The organism is Streptomyces solincola (assembly GCF_002982015.1).
In the GTDB taxonomy this organism is placed as follows: domain Bacteria; phylum Actinomycetota; class Actinomycetes; order Streptomycetales; family Streptomycetaceae; genus Streptomyces; species Streptomyces solincola.
Window position 1 is genome coordinate 1 of sequence record NZ_PVLV01000304.1, and the last position, 16,938, is coordinate 16,938.

Here is a 16,938-nt window from a genome sequence, read left to right on the forward strand (position 1 = left end):
CCCTCCGGCCCCCCGCCGTGGCCTACCCCTCCTCCACCGGCGGCATCAGCCCCGTCTGCACCAGCGGGTTCCCGCGCTGGCGGGAGACGAAGATGCCGCGGCCCTTGGGCATCGGCCGCATCCGCACGCCGCCGAGGACATCGCCCTCCTGCGGGTCGCCGGAGAGCAGCACGCCCTGCGCGCCCAGCTCCATCATGCGCTGGAGGAACGCCTCGTAGGAGGCGCGCGAGGCGCCCGCCGCGCTGCGGGCGATGATGAAGCGCACGCCGACGTCGCGGGCGAACGGCAGCAGTTCGGTCAGCCTGGCCAGTGGGTTGCCGCTGGAGGTGGACACCAGGTCGTAGTCGTCGACCACCACGTACACCGTCGGGCCCTGCCACCAGCTGCGCTCGCGGAGCTGGCGGGCGGTGACGTCCGCGGACGGGGTGCGCCGCTGCATCAGGTCGTGCAGCGCGTCGACGTGGTGCTCCATCATGTTGGACATCGGCACGTACTCGGCCAGGTGGGACGCCGGGGTGGCGTCCAGCAGGGCGCGCCGGTTGTCGATGACGAAGAACTTGCAGGAGTCGCCCTCGTACCGCTCGCTGAGCTGCTTGATCAGCAGCCGCAGCAGGTTGGACTTGCCCGACTCGCTGTCGCCGAAGACCAGCAGGAACGGGTCCCGCTCGAAGTCGGCGAACACCGGCTCCAGGTTGTTCTCGTCGATGGCGAACGCCACGCCCCGCTCGGGGGCCGCGTAGCCCGCCGGGAGGCGGCCGGCCGGCAGTTCGCGCGGCAGCAGCCGTACCTCGGGCGCGCCGGGCGCCGTCCAGTGCCGGGCGCACTCGCGGGCCATCGCCGCCGTCGCCTCGGACAGCTCGCTGCCGGAGCCGACCCCGTCGATCCGCGGCACCGCCGCCATGAAGTGCAGCTTCTCCGGGGTGAGGCCGCGCCCGGGGACGCCGGTCGGCACGTTGACCGCGGCCTTGCGGTCCAGCTCGGAGTCCATGGTGTCGCCCAGCCGCAGCTCCAGGCGGTTCATCAGGTGGTCCTTGAGGTTGGCCCGCACCTCCATGGACCGCGACGCGGTCAGCACCAGGTGGATGCCGTAGCCCAGGCCGCGCGAGGCGATGTCCAGGATGATCTGGTCCAGGGCCTCGTACTCGCTGCGGAACGCGCCCCAGCCGTCGATGACCAGGAAGACGTCACCCCACGGCTGGTCCGCGACGCTGATCTCGCCGTTCGCCCGCAGCCTGCGGAAGGTGGCGATCGAGTCGACCCCGGCGCTGCGGAAGTACTCCTCGCGCCGGGCCAGGATGCCGTACACCTCGGCGACCGTGCGTCGCACCCGCTCCGGGTCCAGGCGGGACGCCACCCCGCCGACGTGCGGCAGTCCGGCGAGCGAGGCCATCGCGCCGCCGCCGAAGTCCAGCCCGTAGAACTGCACCTCGTGCGGGGTGTGGGTGAGTGCGAACGCCGCGACCAGCGAGCGCAGCAGGGTGGACTTGCCGGACTGCGGGCCGCCCACGATCTGCATGTGGCCGGCCGCGCCGGAGAAGTCCCGGTACAGCGCCTCCCGGCGCTGCTCGAACGGCTTGTCGACGACGCCGATCGGCACGACGAGCCGGCCGGCCCCCTCGTAGCCCGGCTGGGTCAGTCCGCGGCCCGGCACCGCCGCCAGGCCCGGCAGCAGGTCGTCCAGCGCCGGCGGGTTGTCCAGCGGCGGCAGCCACACCTGGTGCGCCTCCACGCCGCGGCCCTCCAGACGCCGCACGATCACGTCCAGCACGGTGTCGGCCAGTGCGTCGTCCTCGCCGCTGCGCTGCCCGGGCACCACCGGCTGCTCGGCGGGGCGCACATGGCGCACCGGCACCGGCGCGGCGGTGAACAGCACCGGCCGCCGGTCCACCGGCAGCGGCCCGCCGGGCGCGCGCACCGGCCCGCCCTCGCGGTAGGCCCCCGACACGTACGCGGCCTTGAACCGCACCATCTCGTCGGTGCCGAACTTCAGGAAGCCCGAACCGGGCACGTTGGGCAGCTCGTAGGCGTCCGGCACGCCCAGCGCCGCCCGCGACTCGCCCGCGGAGAAGGTCCGCAGACCGATCCGGTACGAGAGGTATGTCTCCAGGCCGCGCAGCCGGCCCTCCTCCAGCCGCTGGGACGCCAGCAGCAGGTGCACGCCGAGGGATCGGCCGATGCGGCCGATCTGCACGAACATCTCGATGAAGTCCGGTTTGGCGGTGAGCAGTTCGCTGAACTCGTCGATGACGAGGACGAGCGAGGGGATGGGCTGGAGGGCCGCGCCGGCGGCCCGGGCCTTCTCGTAGTCGTGGATGTTGGCGTAGTTGCCCGCGTCGCGCAGCATCTCCTGGCGGCGGTTCAGCTCACCGCGGATCGAGTCGCCCATCCGGTCGACCAGGGTCAGGTCGTCCGCCAGGTTGGTGATCACCGCCGCCACGTGCGGCATCTGCGACATCCCGGCGAACGTCGCGCCGCCCTTGAAGTCGGCCAGCACGAAGTTCAGCGTCTCCGAGGAGTGCGTGACCGCCAGGCCCAGCACCAGGGTGCGCAGCAGCTCCGACTTGCCGGAACCGGTCGCGCCCACGCACAGCCCGTGCGGGCCCATGCCCTCCTGCGCGGCCTCCTTCAGGTCCAGCATCACCGGCGCGCCGTCCTCGCCGACGCCGATCGGCACCCGCAGCCGCTCCGACTGCGAACGCGGCCGCCAGGTCCGGGCGGTGTCCACCGACGCGGCGTCCCCGAGGTTCAGCAGATCGGTGAAGTCCAGGTTGGCGAGGAGCGGTTCGTCGTCGTCCGCGCCGGACGCCATCCGCAGCGGGGCCAACTGCCCGGCCAGGGTCTCCGCCGCTTGCAGGCTGAGGCGGTCCGGCACTCCCTCGTACACCGTGCCCTGACCGGCCTCCAGCCGCAGCGAGTCCGACCCGACCAGCACCGAGAGGCCGCCGCCGCGCACCGCGCCGCCCGCGGCCGCGCCGGCCGCCACCTGCACCACCGTCACCCCCTGCAAGCCCTCCTGCGGGGCCAGCGCGGACAGCGGCGACAGGTACTGCCCGTCCAGGACCACGACGACGTGCGGCTGGTCCAGCAGGGGCTGCCCGCCGGGGTGGAAGCGCGGCCGCGACTCGATGCGGGCCGCCAGCAGTTCGTCCAGCGCCCGGGCGTCGGTGGTGATCAGCCGCCGCGAACCGGCGCCGTCACCCGCACCCGGCGCCTGGGTGTGCGGCAGCCACTTGGCGAAGTCCCAGTGCGCCGCCTCCTCCGCGCCCGCGGCCACCGCGATCACCAGGTCCTCGGGGGAGTGCAGCGCCGCCAGCGAGCACACCATCGCCCGGGCCGCCGAGCGCACCGCCTCCGCCTCACCGCCCACCGTCACCTGGTGGAAGGCGCGCAGCGACACCGCCACCGGCAACTGCTCCACCATCGCGTGCGCCTCGACGAACTGCCGCATCGCGCCCGCCGTCAGCGGCTCCAGCTCGTCCACCGGGCCGGTCTGCGGCGCGATCAGCTCGGTGGACAGCCGCTGCCCGCCGAGCCCCACCCGCACCTGGCCGAAGTCGTCGTCGCCGACCCGCCGCTCCCACACCCGGCTGCCCTCGGCCACCAGCGCCCACAACTGCTCCGGCGCCGGGTGCAGATAGAACTGCCCGTCCCGCTGGAGCCGCGCGGTGCGCCGCACCGTACGCCGGGTCTGCGCCAGGTAGGAGAGGTAGTCCCGCCGCAGACCGGCCAGTTCGCCCTGGGTGCCGCGCCGGTAGCGGACCATCATCGCGATCGCCATGCCGACCGTGGAGGCGATCATCACCATGCCCATGATCCGCATCACCGGGTTCGGCGTCATGAAGAAGAAGACCACCGAGCCGCCCATGCCCAGGGTCGGCAGGATCTGCATCAGCATGCCCTCCTGCTGCCCCTTGGGCAGTTCGGGCGGCGGCTGGAGCTGCACCGGCTCCTCCGGCACCTGGGACGGCAGGGCCCGCGGCGGGCGCTTCACGACGATCTGACTCACAGCTCACCAATTCCCTTGGCGGACGGAAACGTTCGTATCGGCGCCCCCGTGGCGGCGGGTTCCGTTCGCGGGAGGGGATCCTACTTGCGACCCCCCGCGCACCGGGGCGGTAGGGTGACGGCCGTGCCGCCGCGGCCGTGTGCCCAGGGCCCCTGCCGGGCCCCGGGAACCGACGGCCGGGAGCGCGAACACCCCGCGTCCCGCCCGGCCGTCCCGGGCCGCGCGAAAGCCACGCCCCGGCACCACTCACACGTACGAGCCACACCCGTACGAGCCACCGGCGCACCGGCGACCGGCGAGCGACGTACGAATGACGAGGGGAAGCAGCAGGTGAGCATCACCGCCTCAGCCGCGACCGCCGGAAGCGGCCACCCGGCCCCCGCGGCGCCGTCCGGCGGCGGAACGGGATTCTGCCGCGTCACCGTCGTCGCCCCCGACGGCCGGGTCGACCTCGCCCTGCCCGACGACGCCCCCGTCGCCGACCTCTACCCCGAGGTGCTGCGGCTCTCCGGGCAGAGCCCCGCCGCCGGCGCGCCCGTCGGCTACCACCTGGTCCGGCGCGACGGCACCGTCCTGGACGCCGCCCGCTCGCTGACCGCCCAGCGGGTCCTGGACGGCGAGCTGCTCTTCCTGCGCCCGTTCGCCGAGTCGCTGCCGCCGGCCGTCTTCGACGACGTCTCCGACGCCGTCGCCTCCGCCGTCTCCCGCGACCGCACCCTGTGGTCCGACGCCCTGATGCGGGCCGCGGGCCTGACCGGCGGCGCCGTCCTGCTCGTCCTGCTCGCCTTCGTGCTGTGGACCTCCGACCCCCGGCACGACATGAACGGCCTGCCCGGCGTCCTCGCCGGCGTCGCCGCCCTGGCCCTGCTCGCGCTGGCCGGCGTGCGCGCCCGGGTCTACGACGACCGCGGCGCGGCCGCCGCCTTCGGCATCGGCGCGCTGGCCAACGCGGCCGTCGCCGGCGCCGGACTGCTGCCGTTCGCCGACGGCCAGGGCGCCGGCCGTCTCCAGGCCCTGCTCGCCTGCGGCACGGTCCTGCTGCTGTCCACCGTGCTGACCCTGCTGTCCCCGCGCGGCGACAGCCCCTTCGTCGCCTTCGTCTTCGCCTCCGCCGTCGCCTCCCTCGCCGTCTTCGCCGGCATCCTCACCGGGATGACCCCGGCCGAGACCGCCGCCGTGTGCGCACCCGTCGCCGCCGGCGCCCTCGCCTTCCTGCCGGGCCTGTCCACCCGCTTCGCCAAGCTGCCCATCGGCTTCGAACCGCCCCGCCCCTCCGCCGGCGGCTACGGCGAGGCCGCCGAGCCGCCCGCCCCGGTGGACGCCGAGCGCATCACCGCCCAGGCCCGCCGCGGCCACGAACTGCTCGTCGGCCTCGTCGGCGGCTGCGCGCTGCTCGCGGTGGGCGCCAGCGCGGTCCTCGGCTTCTCCGACGGCGTCTGGCCCCGGCTGCTCGCCCTGGCCACCGGGCTGGCGATGATGACCCGCGCCCACCTCTTCCGCTACACCTCGCAGGTCGGCTGCGCGCTCGCCTCCGGCCTCGCCTCGCTGACCGTCCTCGGCATCGGCCTCAGCCTCAACCCGCCCCGGCACCTCGTCGAGGCCGCCCTGCGCGGCGACGGCGCCGGCCTGGACCTGCGCACGGTGTGGCTCGCCGCCGCCGTCGCCGTGGTCGCCGCGGTGGTCGTCTCCGTCGGCCTGATCGTCTCCCGGGCCGGCGTCACCCCCTTCTGGGGCCGCTTCCTGGAGATCGCCGAGGCGTTCGTGCTGCTCACCCTCGCCCCGCTGGCCCTGGCCGTCTTCGACGTCTACCACTCCATCCGGGCCCTGACCTCCTGAGCGGGGCCCGCTCCCGGGCGGACCCGGCCCGCGCCACGGCCGCCGCCGAGGCTGGTACGCTGTGTGACGGCCGTTCGCGTTCGCGCTCCCGGATGCACCCGGGAGCTGCGCCCATCGGACCTTCGCCCGCCGAGTCACCGAAGCTCCCCTGAGACCAAGACCAGGGGCACTCGCAGGCGTACGAACACCTCAAGGAGTACCGCGTGTCTCTCGACGCCGCCGTGAAGAAGCAGATCATCGCCGAGTTCGGCACCAAGGAGGGCGACACCGGTACCCCCGAGGTCCAGGTCGCGCTGCTCTCCCGCCGCATCTCGGACCTCACCGAGCACCTCAAGACCCACAAGCACGACCACCACTCCCGCCGGGGCCTGCTGATCCTGGTCGGCCAGCGCCGCCGCCTGCTCCAGTACCTGGCCAAGAAGGACATCCAGCGCTTCCGTGCGCTGGTCGACCGCCTCGGCATCCGCCGCGGCGCGGCCGGCGGCGCCAAGTAAGACGCCGTGAAGGGAGCGGTTCCCGATTCCAGGGGGCCGCTCCCTTCGCCGTACGTGCGTGGTGTCACTCCGGCTTTGTACGCTGGAGGGGACGACCGCACCGCAGCGGTGCGGCAGCAGTACGACAACAGCACACCGCAAGCCCCGTGCCATCGCACAGGAGAAGCCCCCGCCGCCGGTCCTCGGTAGTGGCCCCCGGGAGCACGCCCCCGGGTGCTTCGATCGAAGACCGGCCCGCACAGACGGTTTCTCCCCTCGTCCCCGCCGCACGGGCGCCCGGGCCCGCCGAAGGGCCCGAGCGGGGACACGACGCGAAGCAAAGACGACAACGTAAACGGAGAAATCACTGGTGGAGAACGAGACCCACTACGCCGAGGCCGTCATCGACAACGGCGCCTTCGGCACCCGCACCATCCGCTTCGAGACCGGCCGCCTCGCCCGCCAGGCCGCCGGCTCCGCCGTGGCGTACCTGGACGACGACACCATGGTGCTGTCGGCCACCACCGCCTCGAAGAAGCCCAAGGACCAGCTCGACTTCTTCCCCCTCACGGTGGACGTCGAGGAGCGGATGTACGCGGCCGGCAAGATCCCCGGCTCCTTCTTCCGCCGGGAGGGCCGCCCCTCCGAGGACGCCATCCTCACCTGCCGCCTGATCGACCGCCCGCTGCGCCCGTCCTTCAAGAAGGGCCTGCGCAACGAGATCCAGGTCGTCGAGACGATCATGGCGCTCAACCCCGACCACCTCTACGACGTGGTCGCCATCAACGCCGCCTCCTGCTCCACGCAGCTCGCCGGCCTGCCCTTCTCCGGCCCGATCGGCGGCACCCGGGTCGCCCTGATCAAGGGCCAGTGGGTCGCCTTCCCGACGCACACCGAGCTGGAGGACGCCGTCTTCGACATGGTCGTCGCCGGCCGTGTCCTGGAGGACGGCGACGTCGCGATCATGATGGTCGAGGCGGAGGCCACCGACCAGACGATCCAGCTCGTCAAGGGCGGCGCCGAGGCCCCCACCGAGGAGGTCGTCGCCGCCGGCCTGGAGGCCGCCAAGCCCTTCATCAAGGTGCTCTGCAAGGCCCAGTCCGACCTCGCCGCCAAGGCCGCCAAGCCCACCGGCGAGTTCCCCGTCTTCCTCGACTACGAGGACGACGTGCTGGAGGCGCTCACCGCCGCCGTCCGCACCGAGCTGGCCCAGGCGCTCACCATCGGCGGCAAGCAGGACCGCGAGGCCGAGCTGGACCGCGTCAAGGCGCTCGCCGCCGAGAAGCTGCTCCCGCAGTTCGAGGGCCGCGAGAAGGAGATCTCCGCCGCCTACCGGTCGCTGACCAAGTCCCTGGTGCGCGAGCGCGTCATCAAGGACAAGGTCCGCATCGACGGCCGCGGCGTCACCGACATCCGCACCCTGGCCGCCGAGGTCGAGGCCATCCCGCGGGTGCACGGCTCCGCCCTGTTCGAGCGTGGCGAGACCCAGATCCTGGGCGTCACCACCCTCAACATGCTCCGCATGGAGCAGCAGCTCGACACCCTCTCCCCGGTGACGCGCAAGCGCTACATGCACAACTACAACTTCCCGCCGTACTCCACCGGCGAGACCGGCCGCGTCGGCTCCCCCAAGCGCCGCGAGATCGGCCACGGCGCCCTCGCCGAGCGCGCCCTGCTGCCGGTGCTCCCGACCCGCGAGGAGTTCCCCTACGCGATCCGCCAGGTGTCCGAGGCCCTCGGCTCCAACGGCTCGACGTCCATGGGCTCCGTCTGCGCCTCCACCATGTCCCTGCTGAACGCCGGTGTGCCGCTCAAGGCCCCGGTCGCCGGCATCGCCATGGGCCTGATCTCCCAGGAGATCGACGGCGAGACGCACTACGTCACCCTCACCGACATCCTCGGTGCGGAGGACGCCTTCGGCGACATGGACTTCAAGGTCGCCGGCACCAAGGAGTTCGTCACCGCCCTCCAGCTCGACACCAAGCTGGACGGCATCCCGGCCTCCGTCCTGGCCGCGGCCCTCAAGCAGGCCCGCGACGCCCGCCTCCACATCCTCGACGTGATGATGGAAGCGATCGACACCCCGGACGAGATGTCCCCCAACGCCCCGCGGATCATCACCGTCAAGATCCCCGTGGACAAGATCGGCGAGGTCATCGGCCCCAAGGGCAAGATGATCAACCAGATCCAGGAGGACACCGGCGCCGAGATCACCATCGAGGACGACGGCACCATCTACATCGGCGCCGCCGACGGCCCGGCCGCCGAGGCCGCCCGCGCCACGATCAACGGCATCGCCAACCCGACCATGCCGGAGGTCGGCGAGCGGTACCTGGGCACAGTCGTCAAGACCACCACCTTCGGTGCGTTCGTCTCCCTGATGCCCGGCAAGGACGGCCTGCTGCACATCTCGCAGATCCGCAAGCTCGCCGGCGGCAAGCGCGTGGAGAACGTCGAGGACGTGCTCGCGGTCGGCGCCAAGGTGCAGGTGGAGATCGCCGAGATCGACCAGCGCGGCAAGCTCTCCCTGATCCCCGTCCTCGCGGACGAGGACGGCTCCGACGACGACAAGAAGGCCGACGCCGACAAGTGACGTCCCGCAGCCCGAAGACGACGGCCCGCACCTCCCCGGAGGCGCGGGCCGTCGCCCGTACCCAAACGCTCCTCAAGGGCGCCGGCGGCGTCGGCACCGTCCGCCGCACCACCCTGCCCGGGGGGCTGCGGGTCATCACCGAGACCCTGCCCTCCGTCCGCTCCGCCACCTTCGGCATCTGGGCGCACGTCGGCTCCCGCGACGAGACGCCCTCCCTCGGCGGCGCCACCCACTACCTGGAGCACCTCCTCTTCAAGGGCACCGCCACCCGCAGCGCCCTGGACATCTCCTCCGCCATCGACGCCGTCGGCGGCGAGATGAACGCCTTCACGGCGAAGGAGTACACCTGCTACTACGCGCGGGTCCTCGACACCGACCTGCCGCTCGCCATCGACGTGGTCTGCGACATGCTCACCGGCTCGCTGATCCGCCAGGAGGACGTGGACGCCGAACGCGGCGTCATCCTGGAGGAGATCGCGATGACCGAGGACGACCCGGGAGACGTCGTCCACGACCTGTTCGCCAAGACCATGTTCGGCGACACCCCGCTCGGCCGCCCCGTGCTCGGCACCGTCGACACCATCGAGGCGCTCACCGCCGACCGCATCCGCCGCTTCTACACCAAGCACTACGACCCCACCCACCTGGTCGTCGCCGCCGCGGGCAACGTCGACCACGCCGACGTGGTACGCCGGGTCCGCCGCGCCTTCGACCGGGCCGGCGCCCTGGACCGCACCGACGCCGTCCCGCTCGCCCCGCGCACCGGCGCCCGCGCCCTGCGCACCGCCGGCCGGGTCGAGGTGATCGGCCGCCGCACCGAGCAGACCCACCTGGTCCTCGGCGTCCCCGGCCTGCCGCGCACCGACGAGCGGCGCTGGGCGCTGAGCGTGCTCAACACCGCGCTCGGCGGCGGCATGTCCTCCCGCCTCTTCCAGGAGGTCCGGGAGAAGCGGGGCCTGGCCTACAGCGTCTACTCGTACACCTCCGGCTTCGCCGACTGCGGCCTGTTCGGCGTCTACGCCGGCTGCCGGCCCAGCCAGGTCCACGACGTGCTGAAGATCTGCCGGGCCGAGCTGGACCGGGTCGCCGCCGAGGGCCTGCCCGAGGACGAGATCGCCCGCGCCGTCGGCCAGCTCAAGGGTTCCACCGTGCTCGGCCTGGAGGACACCGGCGCCCTGATGAACCGCATCGGCAAGAGCGAGCTGTGCTGGGGCGACCACATGTCGGTCGACGACATGCTGGCGAAGATCGCCGCCGTCACCCCCGACGACGTCCGCGCCGTCGCCGCCGACCTCCTGACCCGGCGCCCCTCGCTGTCGGTGATCGGCCCGCTGAAGGACCAGCAGGCCGACCGCCTCCACCAGGCCGTCGCCTGAGAACCCCTGATCACTGGAGAGACATGAGCAGCAAGCTGCGGGTCGCCGTCCTCGGCGCCAAGGGCCGTATCGGCTCCGAGGCGGTCCGCGCCGTCGAGGCCGCCGACGACATGGAGCTGGTCGCCGCCCTCGGCCGCGGCGACTCCCTGGACGCCCTCGCCGACAGCGGCGCCCAGGTCGCCGTCGAGCTGACCACCCCCGACTCGGTGATGGCCAACCTCGACTACTGCGTCGCCCGCGGCATCCACGCCGTGGTCGGCACCACCGGCTGGACCGAGGAGCGCCTGGCGACCCTCACCGGATGGCTGGACGAGTCCCCGGAGACCGGGGTCCTCATCGCCCCGAACTTCTCCATCGGCGCCGTCCTCACCATGAGGTTCGCCCAGCTCGCCGCCCCCTACTTCGAGTCCGTCGAGGTCGTCGAGCTGCACCACCCGAACAAGGTGGACGCCCCCTCCGGCACCGCCGCCCGCACCGCCCAGTTGATCGCCGCCGCCCGCGCCCAGGCCGGCTCCGCCCCCCAGCCGGACGCCACCGCCACCGCACTGGACGGCGCCCGCGGCGCCGACGTGGACGGCGTCCGCGTGCACTCGGTGCGGCTGCGCGGCCTGCTGGCCCACCAGGAGGTGCTGCTCGGCGGCGAGGGCGAGACCCTCACCGTCCGGCACGACTCGCTGCACCACTCCAGCTTCATGCCGGGCATCCTGCTCGGTGCCCGCCGCGTCGGCGCCGCCCCGGGCCTCACCTTCGGGCTGGAACACTTCCTGGACCTGGGCTGACACCACCCATGCGCGCCAAGATCAGTTACCTCGTCACGGCTGCCGTCCTGGTCGTCTTCTTCGTCCTGGTCGGCGGCCGTGCCGTCGCCCTCATCGGCGTCGGCACCCCGATCGCCGTCGCCATAGGGCTCGCCGCCCTCACCCTGCCGCTCATCGGCGTCTGGTTCCTCTGGCAGAACACCCGCTTCGTCACCCGCGCCAACAGGCTCGCGGTCGAGCTGGAGGCCGAGGGCGGGCTGCCCATCGACGAGCTGGAGCGCACCGCCGGCGGCCGGATCGACCGCGACTCCGCCGACGCCGTCTTCGCCCGCCGCCGTGCCGAGACCGAGGACGCCCCCGACGACTGGCGCTGCTGGTTCCGGCTCGCCGTCGCCTACCAGGACGCCCGCGACACCCCGCGCGCCCGCAAGGCCATGCAGCGCGCCATCGCCCTGCACGACGGACGCCGCCCGGCCGCCTCCTGAGGAAGGCGGACCGGACGGCGTCCCGTCCGTGTCCTGTCCTACGGCGTCAGCGGGCCGCGTCGTCGGCGTACTCGGCGCTCCACGCCTCCACGGTGTCCGCGGCCCGGTCGAAGGCCTCCACCCGCGACAGGAAGTCCGCGCTGTGGTCGGTCAGCAGCACGAGCTGCTCACCCTTCTCCCGCGGTACGAGGACCAGCGCCTGCCCCTGCACCGTCCGCGGCAGTCCCAGCCAGCGCACCGGCTGCTGCACCGTGCGCACCGTCCGGGCCCGCGCCCACGGCAGCGTCGAGGTGCGCAGGAAGCCCACCCGCCGCACGCCGTGCCGGCTCACCCAGGTGCCCATCCGCAGCAGTCGCAGCGCCGCCGCCAGTACCAGACCGGCCAGCACCAGGCACAGCAGCGCCGCCCCGCCCGCCCCGGCGAACGCGATGATCACGGTCGCCAGCAGCATGAACGACGCCACCAGCAGCGCCAGCGCCGCGGCCCCGACCCTCCAGGGGCCGGGACGGTAGGGGCGGCGCCACTGGTCATGGTCGTCGTCGAAGGGGAGCGCGACGTCCTCGTCGCTGTCGAAACCGCGGTCGGCCGTCAGAAAAGGCAGGGGCACGACAGATCCTCACTCATACACATGCTCGATGGGGCTGTGCGGGGTGAGGCTACCCAGCGTCGCGGCGACCGGCCACTCCAGGGTGCCCGCCGGGCCGGACCGGGAGGTCAGCGCCCGTCGGATGCCTCGGACTGCTGACTGTGCCCGGTCGTCGCCGGACCCGCTTCCATGGCCGGCAGGCCGAAGAGCAGCGACCCGGCCAGAGCGGCCACCACCGTCAGCCCGACCAATGTACGGCTCGCCACCTGCGAAAGGCTCGGACGCTGCCGCGCCGGAGGGGTGACGTTGCTGCGGAAGCGCTCGGCGTCCGCGACGAACTGGAAGGGGACGGCCTCGCTGCGGGAGCTGCCCAGCGGAAGCTGGGAGGAAGTCATCGGTGAACACTCCTTGCGGTCGGTGCTTCTCGTGTGGCGTACGTCGCCACCGCGCTCAACCGGTCAGACGCACGGCACGACGTTTCGGTGCCCGATTGCCCGATATCGATCCGACAATGTGTCCGCGTCCCCTTCCGGCCGCTTCCCGCACCCGGGCGGTCACCTTCCGCCCGTGCGCCGCGACCCTCCGTACGCCCGTAGAGTGGTCGCCGCCCCGAGCGAAGACAGTGGAAGGACCGCCGGTGACCGACACCCCCGCCGACACCCCGAAGAAGCCCGACTTCCGCAGTGACGTCACCGTCGACCTGGTGCGCAGCGCCGCCGGCGACTCCGACGTCCTGTGGGCGGCCCGGGTCTCCACGGCCGGCGAGCAGTCCCTGGAGGAGCTGACCAAGGACCCTGAGCGCTCCAGGGGCCTGATCAACTACCTGATGCGGGACCGGCACGGCAGCCCCTTCGAGCACAACTCGATGACGTTCTTCATCAGCGCCCCGATCTTCGTCTTTCGCGAGTTCATGCGGCACCGGGTCGGCTGGTCCTACAACGAGGAGTCCGGCCGCTATCGGGAGCTCCAGCCTGTCTTCTACGTCCCGGACGCCTCCCGCAAGCTCGTCCAGCAGGGCCGCCCCGGCAAGTACGTCTTCGTCGAGGGCACCGAGGACCAGCACCGCACGGTGACCGAGGCCATGGAGGAGTCGTACGTCCAGGCGTACGAGGCGTACCAGCGGATGCTCGCCGACGGCGTGGCCCGCGAGGTGGCCCGCTCCGTCCTGCCCGTCGGCCTCTACTCCTCCATGTACGCCACCTGCAACGCCCGCTCGCTGATGCACTTCCTCGGCCTGCGCACCCAGCACGAGCTGGCCAAGGTGCCGTCCTTCCCGCAGCGGGAGATCGAGATGGTCGGCGAGAAGATGGAGGAGCAGTGGGCCCGGCTGATGCCGCTGACCCACGCCGCCTTCAACGCCAACGGCCGCGTCGCGCCCTGACCGCTGCGCGGCACCGCCCGCCGAGCGCCCCGGCGCACGCGGGAGCGGGAGTCCGGGCCCTTCACCACCCACCCGAAGTGTCCGGATTGCGGCGTTTCAAGAAGTTCATCTAGGCTGATCAAACGGACCCGGCACTGCCTGAACCCCCGAGCAGGCAGTGCCGGGCTCCACCTCCCTACGTCCCCCGAGGGGACCCCGCGCGCTGAGCAGCGAGTAGCGTGTTACCCATGGCTCCGATCTCCACTCCGCAGACCCCCTTCGGACGGGTCCTCACCGCCATGGTCACGCCCTTCACGGCGGACGGCGCACTCGACCTCGACGGCGCGCAGCGACTCGCCGCCCACCTGGTGGACGCAGGCAACGACGGCCTCGTCGTCAACGGCACCACCGGCGAGTCCCCGACCACCAGCGACGCGGAGAAAGACCAGCTCGTACGGGCGGTCCTGGAAGCGGTCGGCGACCGCGCCCACGTCATCGCCGGCATCGGCACCAACGACACCCGCCACTCCGTCGAGCTGGCCCGCACCGCCGAACGCTCCGGCGCGCACGGCCTGCTCGCCGTCACGCCGTACTACAACAAGCCCCCACAGGAGGGCCTGTACCGGCACTTCTCGGCCATCGCCGACGCCACCGGCCTCCCCGTGATGCTCTACGACATCCCCGGCCGCAGCGGCGTCCCCATCGACACCGAGACCATCGTCCGGCTCGCCGCCCACCCGCGGATCGTCGCCAACAAGGACGCCAAGGGCGACCTCGGCCGCGCGAGCTGGGCCATCGCCCGCTCCGGCCTCGCCTGGTACTCCGGGGACGACATGCTCAACCTCCCGCTGCTCTCCGTCGGCGCGGTCGGCTTCGTCTCCGTCGTGAGCCACGTCGTCACCCCCGAGCTGCGCGCACTGCTCGAAGCCCACCTGGCCGGCGACGTCCAGAAGGCCACCGAGGTCCACCAGCGGCTGCTGCCCGTCTTCACCGGCATGTTCCGCACCCAGGGCGTGATCACCACCAAGGCCGCCCTCACCCTCCAGGGCCACCCGGCCGGCCCGCTGCGCCTGCCGCTCGTCGAGCTCAGCCCCGACGAGACGGCCCAGCTCAAGATCGACCTCGCCGCCGGCGGGGTACAGCTCTGACACCAGACTTCACAACTGAACACCACAACCGAAAACGGCAGCACACCACACAGCACGTGTACGAATGTCACGCGCGCCACGTGCCCGCACGGGTCCGTGGCGCGCGTGGTGAGGAGAGTCTTTTGAGTCATCCGCATCCCGAACTGGGCGCACCCCCGAAGCTCGCCAAGGGCGGCCTGCGCGTCACCCCGCTCGGCGGTCTCGGCGAGATCGGCCGGAACATGACCGTCTTCGAGTTCGACGGCAGGCTGCTGATCGTCGACTGCGGCGTGCTCTTCCCCGAGGAGGAGCAGCCCGGCATCGACCTGATCCTGCCGGACTTCACGAGCATCAGGGACCGCCTGGACAAGGTCGAGGGCATCGTCCTCACCCACGGTCACGAGGACCACATCGGCGGCGTCCCCTACCTGCTGCGCCTGAAGCCGGACATCCCGCTGATCGGTTCCAAGCTGACCCTCGCGCTCATCGAGGCGAAGCTCCAGGAGCACCGCATCCGCCCCTACACCCTTGAGGTGGCGGAGGGCGACCGCGAGCGGCTCGGCCCCTTCGACTGCGAGTTCGTCGCGGTCAACCACTCCATCCCGGACGCCCTGGCCGTGGCCATCCGCACTCCCGCCGGCATGGTCGTGCACACCGGCGACTTCAAGATGGACCAGCTCCCGCTGGACAACCGCCTCACCGACCTGCACGCCTTCGCGCGGCTGAGCGAGGAGGGCATCGACCTCCTCCTCTCGGACTCCACCAACGCCGAGGTGCCGGGCTTCGTCCCGCCCGAGCGCGACATCTCCAACGTCATGCGCTCGGTGTTCGCCGGGGCCCGCAAGCGGATCATCGTGGCCAGCTTCGCCAGCCACGTCCACCGCATCCAGCAGATCCTGGACGCCGCCCACGAGTACGGCCGCCGGGTCGCCTTCGTCGGCCGCTCGATGGTCCGCAACATGGGCATCGCCCGGGACCTCGGCTACCTCCGGGTGCCGGCCGGCCTCGTCGTCGACGTCCGCGCGCTGGACGACCTCCCCGACGAGGAGGTGGTGCTCGTCTGCACCGGCTCCCAGGGCGAGCCGATGGCGGCACTGTCCCGGATGGCCAACCGCGACCACCAGATCCGCATCGTCCAGGGCGACACCGTCATCCTGGCGTCGTCCCTGATCCCCGGGAACGAGAACGCGGTCTACCGGGTCATCAACGGCCTCACCCGCTGGGGCGCCAACGTCGTCCACAAGGGCAACGCCAAGGTCCACGTCTCCGGACACGCCTCGGCCGGCGAACTGCTGTACTTCTACAACATCTGCCGCCCGCGGAACCTGATGCCGGTGCACGGCGAGTGGCGCCACCTCCGGGCCAACGCCGAGCTGGGAGCGCTGACCGGCGTTCCCAAGGACCGGATCGTCATCGCCGAGGACGGCGTGGTCGTCGACCTGATCGACGGCCGGGCCAAGATCACCGGCAAGGTCCAGGCCGGTTACGTCTACGTCGACGGGCTCTCCGTCGGCGACGTCACCGAGTCCTCCCTCAAGGACCGCCGGATCCTCGGCGACGAGGGCATCATCTCGGTCTTCGTCGTGGTGGACTCCACCACCGGCAAGATCACCGGCGGTCCGCACATCCACGCACGCGGCTCCGGCATCGAGGACAACGCCTTCGACGCGGTGGTGCCCCGGATCCAGGACGCCCTGTCCCGCTCGGCCGCCGACGGCGTCGCCGAACCCCACCAGCTCCAGCAGCTCATCCGCCGCACGGTGGGCAAGTGGGTCTCGGACACCTACCGCCGGCGCCCGATGATCCTCCCGGTGGTCGTCGAGGTCTGACGCCCCCGACGGACCGTCACCAGGAGCGGGCCGCCCCGATTTGCATCGGGGCGGCCCGCTCCAGTACGTTGACGACTCCTCCCGCACGGACCCCCGAGGCGCTGCCATGCGCTCGCAGGGTTCCACCGCGGAGGGAAATCCCGACTCAGAACTTCTGATAAAGTTCGGGAGCGCCGAAAGGCAAAGGCCCTCCAACGGCCACCGGATTCACATTCCAGACCGGAAACGGAACGGAAAGCGAATATGGTAAGGTTGGAAACACGAAGTACCGAAGGGAAACTGCCCGGAGGAAAGCCCGAGAGGGTGAGTACGAAGGAAGCGTCCGTTCCTTGAGAACTCAACAGCGTGCCAAAAGTCAACGCCAGATATGTTGATACCCCGTCCAAGGGCCGTCATGGTCTGCGGATGAGGTTCCTTTGAAACACACACAGCGAGGACGCTGTGAACGGTCGAGGGACTATTCCTCCTTCTTCCGTTCCACTCTTCACGTGATGTGTCACCGGATTACC

12 protein-coding genes are annotated in these 16,938 nt (G+C 71.9%); 9 read left to right on the forward strand and 3 right to left on the reverse strand.

The genetic code is table 11. The annotated features are described in order from the left end of the window. Positions 1-22 precede the first annotated feature (22 nt). Complete coding sequence (eccCa, locus tag C6N75_RS19815; RefSeq protein ID WP_105870255.1) at positions 23-4,006, reverse strand: type VII secretion protein EccCa; 3,984 nt, start codon at positions 4,004-4,006, stop codon at positions 23-25. A gap of 330 nt (positions 4,007-4,336) precedes the next feature. Here eccCa and eccD point away from each other — a divergent pair, with 330 nt between their 5' ends. The 6 genes from eccD to C6N75_RS19845 all read left to right on the forward strand — a co-directional run bounded on the left by eccD (position 4,337) and on the right by C6N75_RS19845 (position 11,527). Continuing rightward, positions 4,337-5,842, forward strand: a complete 1,506-nt coding sequence (eccD, locus tag C6N75_RS19820) for a type VII secretion integral membrane protein EccD (protein ID WP_181160541.1) — start codon at positions 4,337-4,339, stop codon at positions 5,840-5,842. A gap of 203 nt (positions 5,843-6,045) precedes the next feature. After that, the gene (gene rpsO, locus C6N75_RS19825) at positions 6,046-6,336 is read left to right on the forward strand and encodes a 30S ribosomal protein S15 (RefSeq protein WP_105870256.1); all 291 of its coding nucleotides are present in this window, start codon (positions 6,046-6,048) and stop codon (positions 6,334-6,336) included. Positions 6,337-6,685: 349 nt separating this feature from the next. Continuing rightward, entirely contained in the window at positions 6,686-8,908 is a 2,223-nt protein-coding gene (locus tag C6N75_RS19830; RefSeq protein ID WP_105870257.1) for a polyribonucleotide nucleotidyltransferase, read from the forward strand. Further along, a complete protein-coding gene (locus C6N75_RS19835) occupies positions 8,905-10,284 on the forward strand; it encodes a M16 family metallopeptidase (protein ID WP_105870258.1) in 1,380 nt (459 codons plus the stop codon). The genes C6N75_RS19830 and C6N75_RS19835 overlap by 4 nt, the downstream gene beginning before the upstream one ends. Positions 10,285-10,307: 23 nt before the next feature. Further along, entirely contained in the window at positions 10,308-11,063 is a 756-nt protein-coding gene (dapB, locus tag C6N75_RS19840; protein ID WP_105870259.1) for a 4-hydroxy-tetrahydrodipicolinate reductase, read from the forward strand. 8 nt (positions 11,064-11,071) lie between these two features. After that, positions 11,072-11,527 carry a hypothetical protein gene (locus tag C6N75_RS19845; RefSeq protein ID WP_105870260.1) on the forward strand — a complete coding sequence of 152 codons (456 nt, stop codon included), beginning with the start codon at positions 11,072-11,074 and terminating at the stop codon, positions 11,525-11,527. A 46-nt stretch (positions 11,528-11,573) separates the two neighbouring features. On the opposite strand, the gene C6N75_RS19850 is transcribed toward C6N75_RS19845, so the two are convergent. Next, on the reverse strand, positions 11,574-12,134 hold the full coding sequence (locus C6N75_RS19850; protein ID WP_105870261.1) for a hypothetical protein: 561 nt from the start codon (positions 12,132-12,134) through the stop codon (positions 11,574-11,576). A gap of 107 nt (positions 12,135-12,241) precedes the next feature. Beyond that, entirely contained in the window at positions 12,242-12,508 is a 267-nt protein-coding gene (locus C6N75_RS19855; RefSeq protein ID WP_105870262.1) for a hypothetical protein, read from the reverse strand. 242 nt (positions 12,509-12,750) lie between these two features. Here C6N75_RS19855 and thyX point away from each other — a divergent pair, with 242 nt between their 5' ends. The 3 genes from thyX (at position 12,751) to C6N75_RS19870 (ending at position 16,429) form a co-directional block, all read left to right on the forward strand. Continuing rightward, positions 12,751-13,494, forward strand: a complete 744-nt coding sequence (gene thyX, locus C6N75_RS19860) for an FAD-dependent thymidylate synthase (protein ID WP_105870263.1) — start codon at positions 12,751-12,753, stop codon at positions 13,492-13,494. Between the two features lie 227 nt (positions 13,495-13,721). Continuing rightward, a complete protein-coding gene (gene dapA, locus C6N75_RS19865) occupies positions 13,722-14,621 on the forward strand; it encodes a 4-hydroxy-tetrahydrodipicolinate synthase (protein ID WP_105870264.1) in 900 nt (299 codons plus the stop codon). Between the two features lie 122 nt (positions 14,622-14,743). Next, the gene (locus tag C6N75_RS19870; protein WP_105870265.1) at positions 14,744-16,429 is read left to right on the forward strand and encodes a ribonuclease J; all 1,686 of its coding nucleotides are present in this window, start codon (positions 14,744-14,746) and stop codon (positions 16,427-16,429) included. The last annotated feature ends 509 nt before the right edge of the window (positions 16,430-16,938 follow it).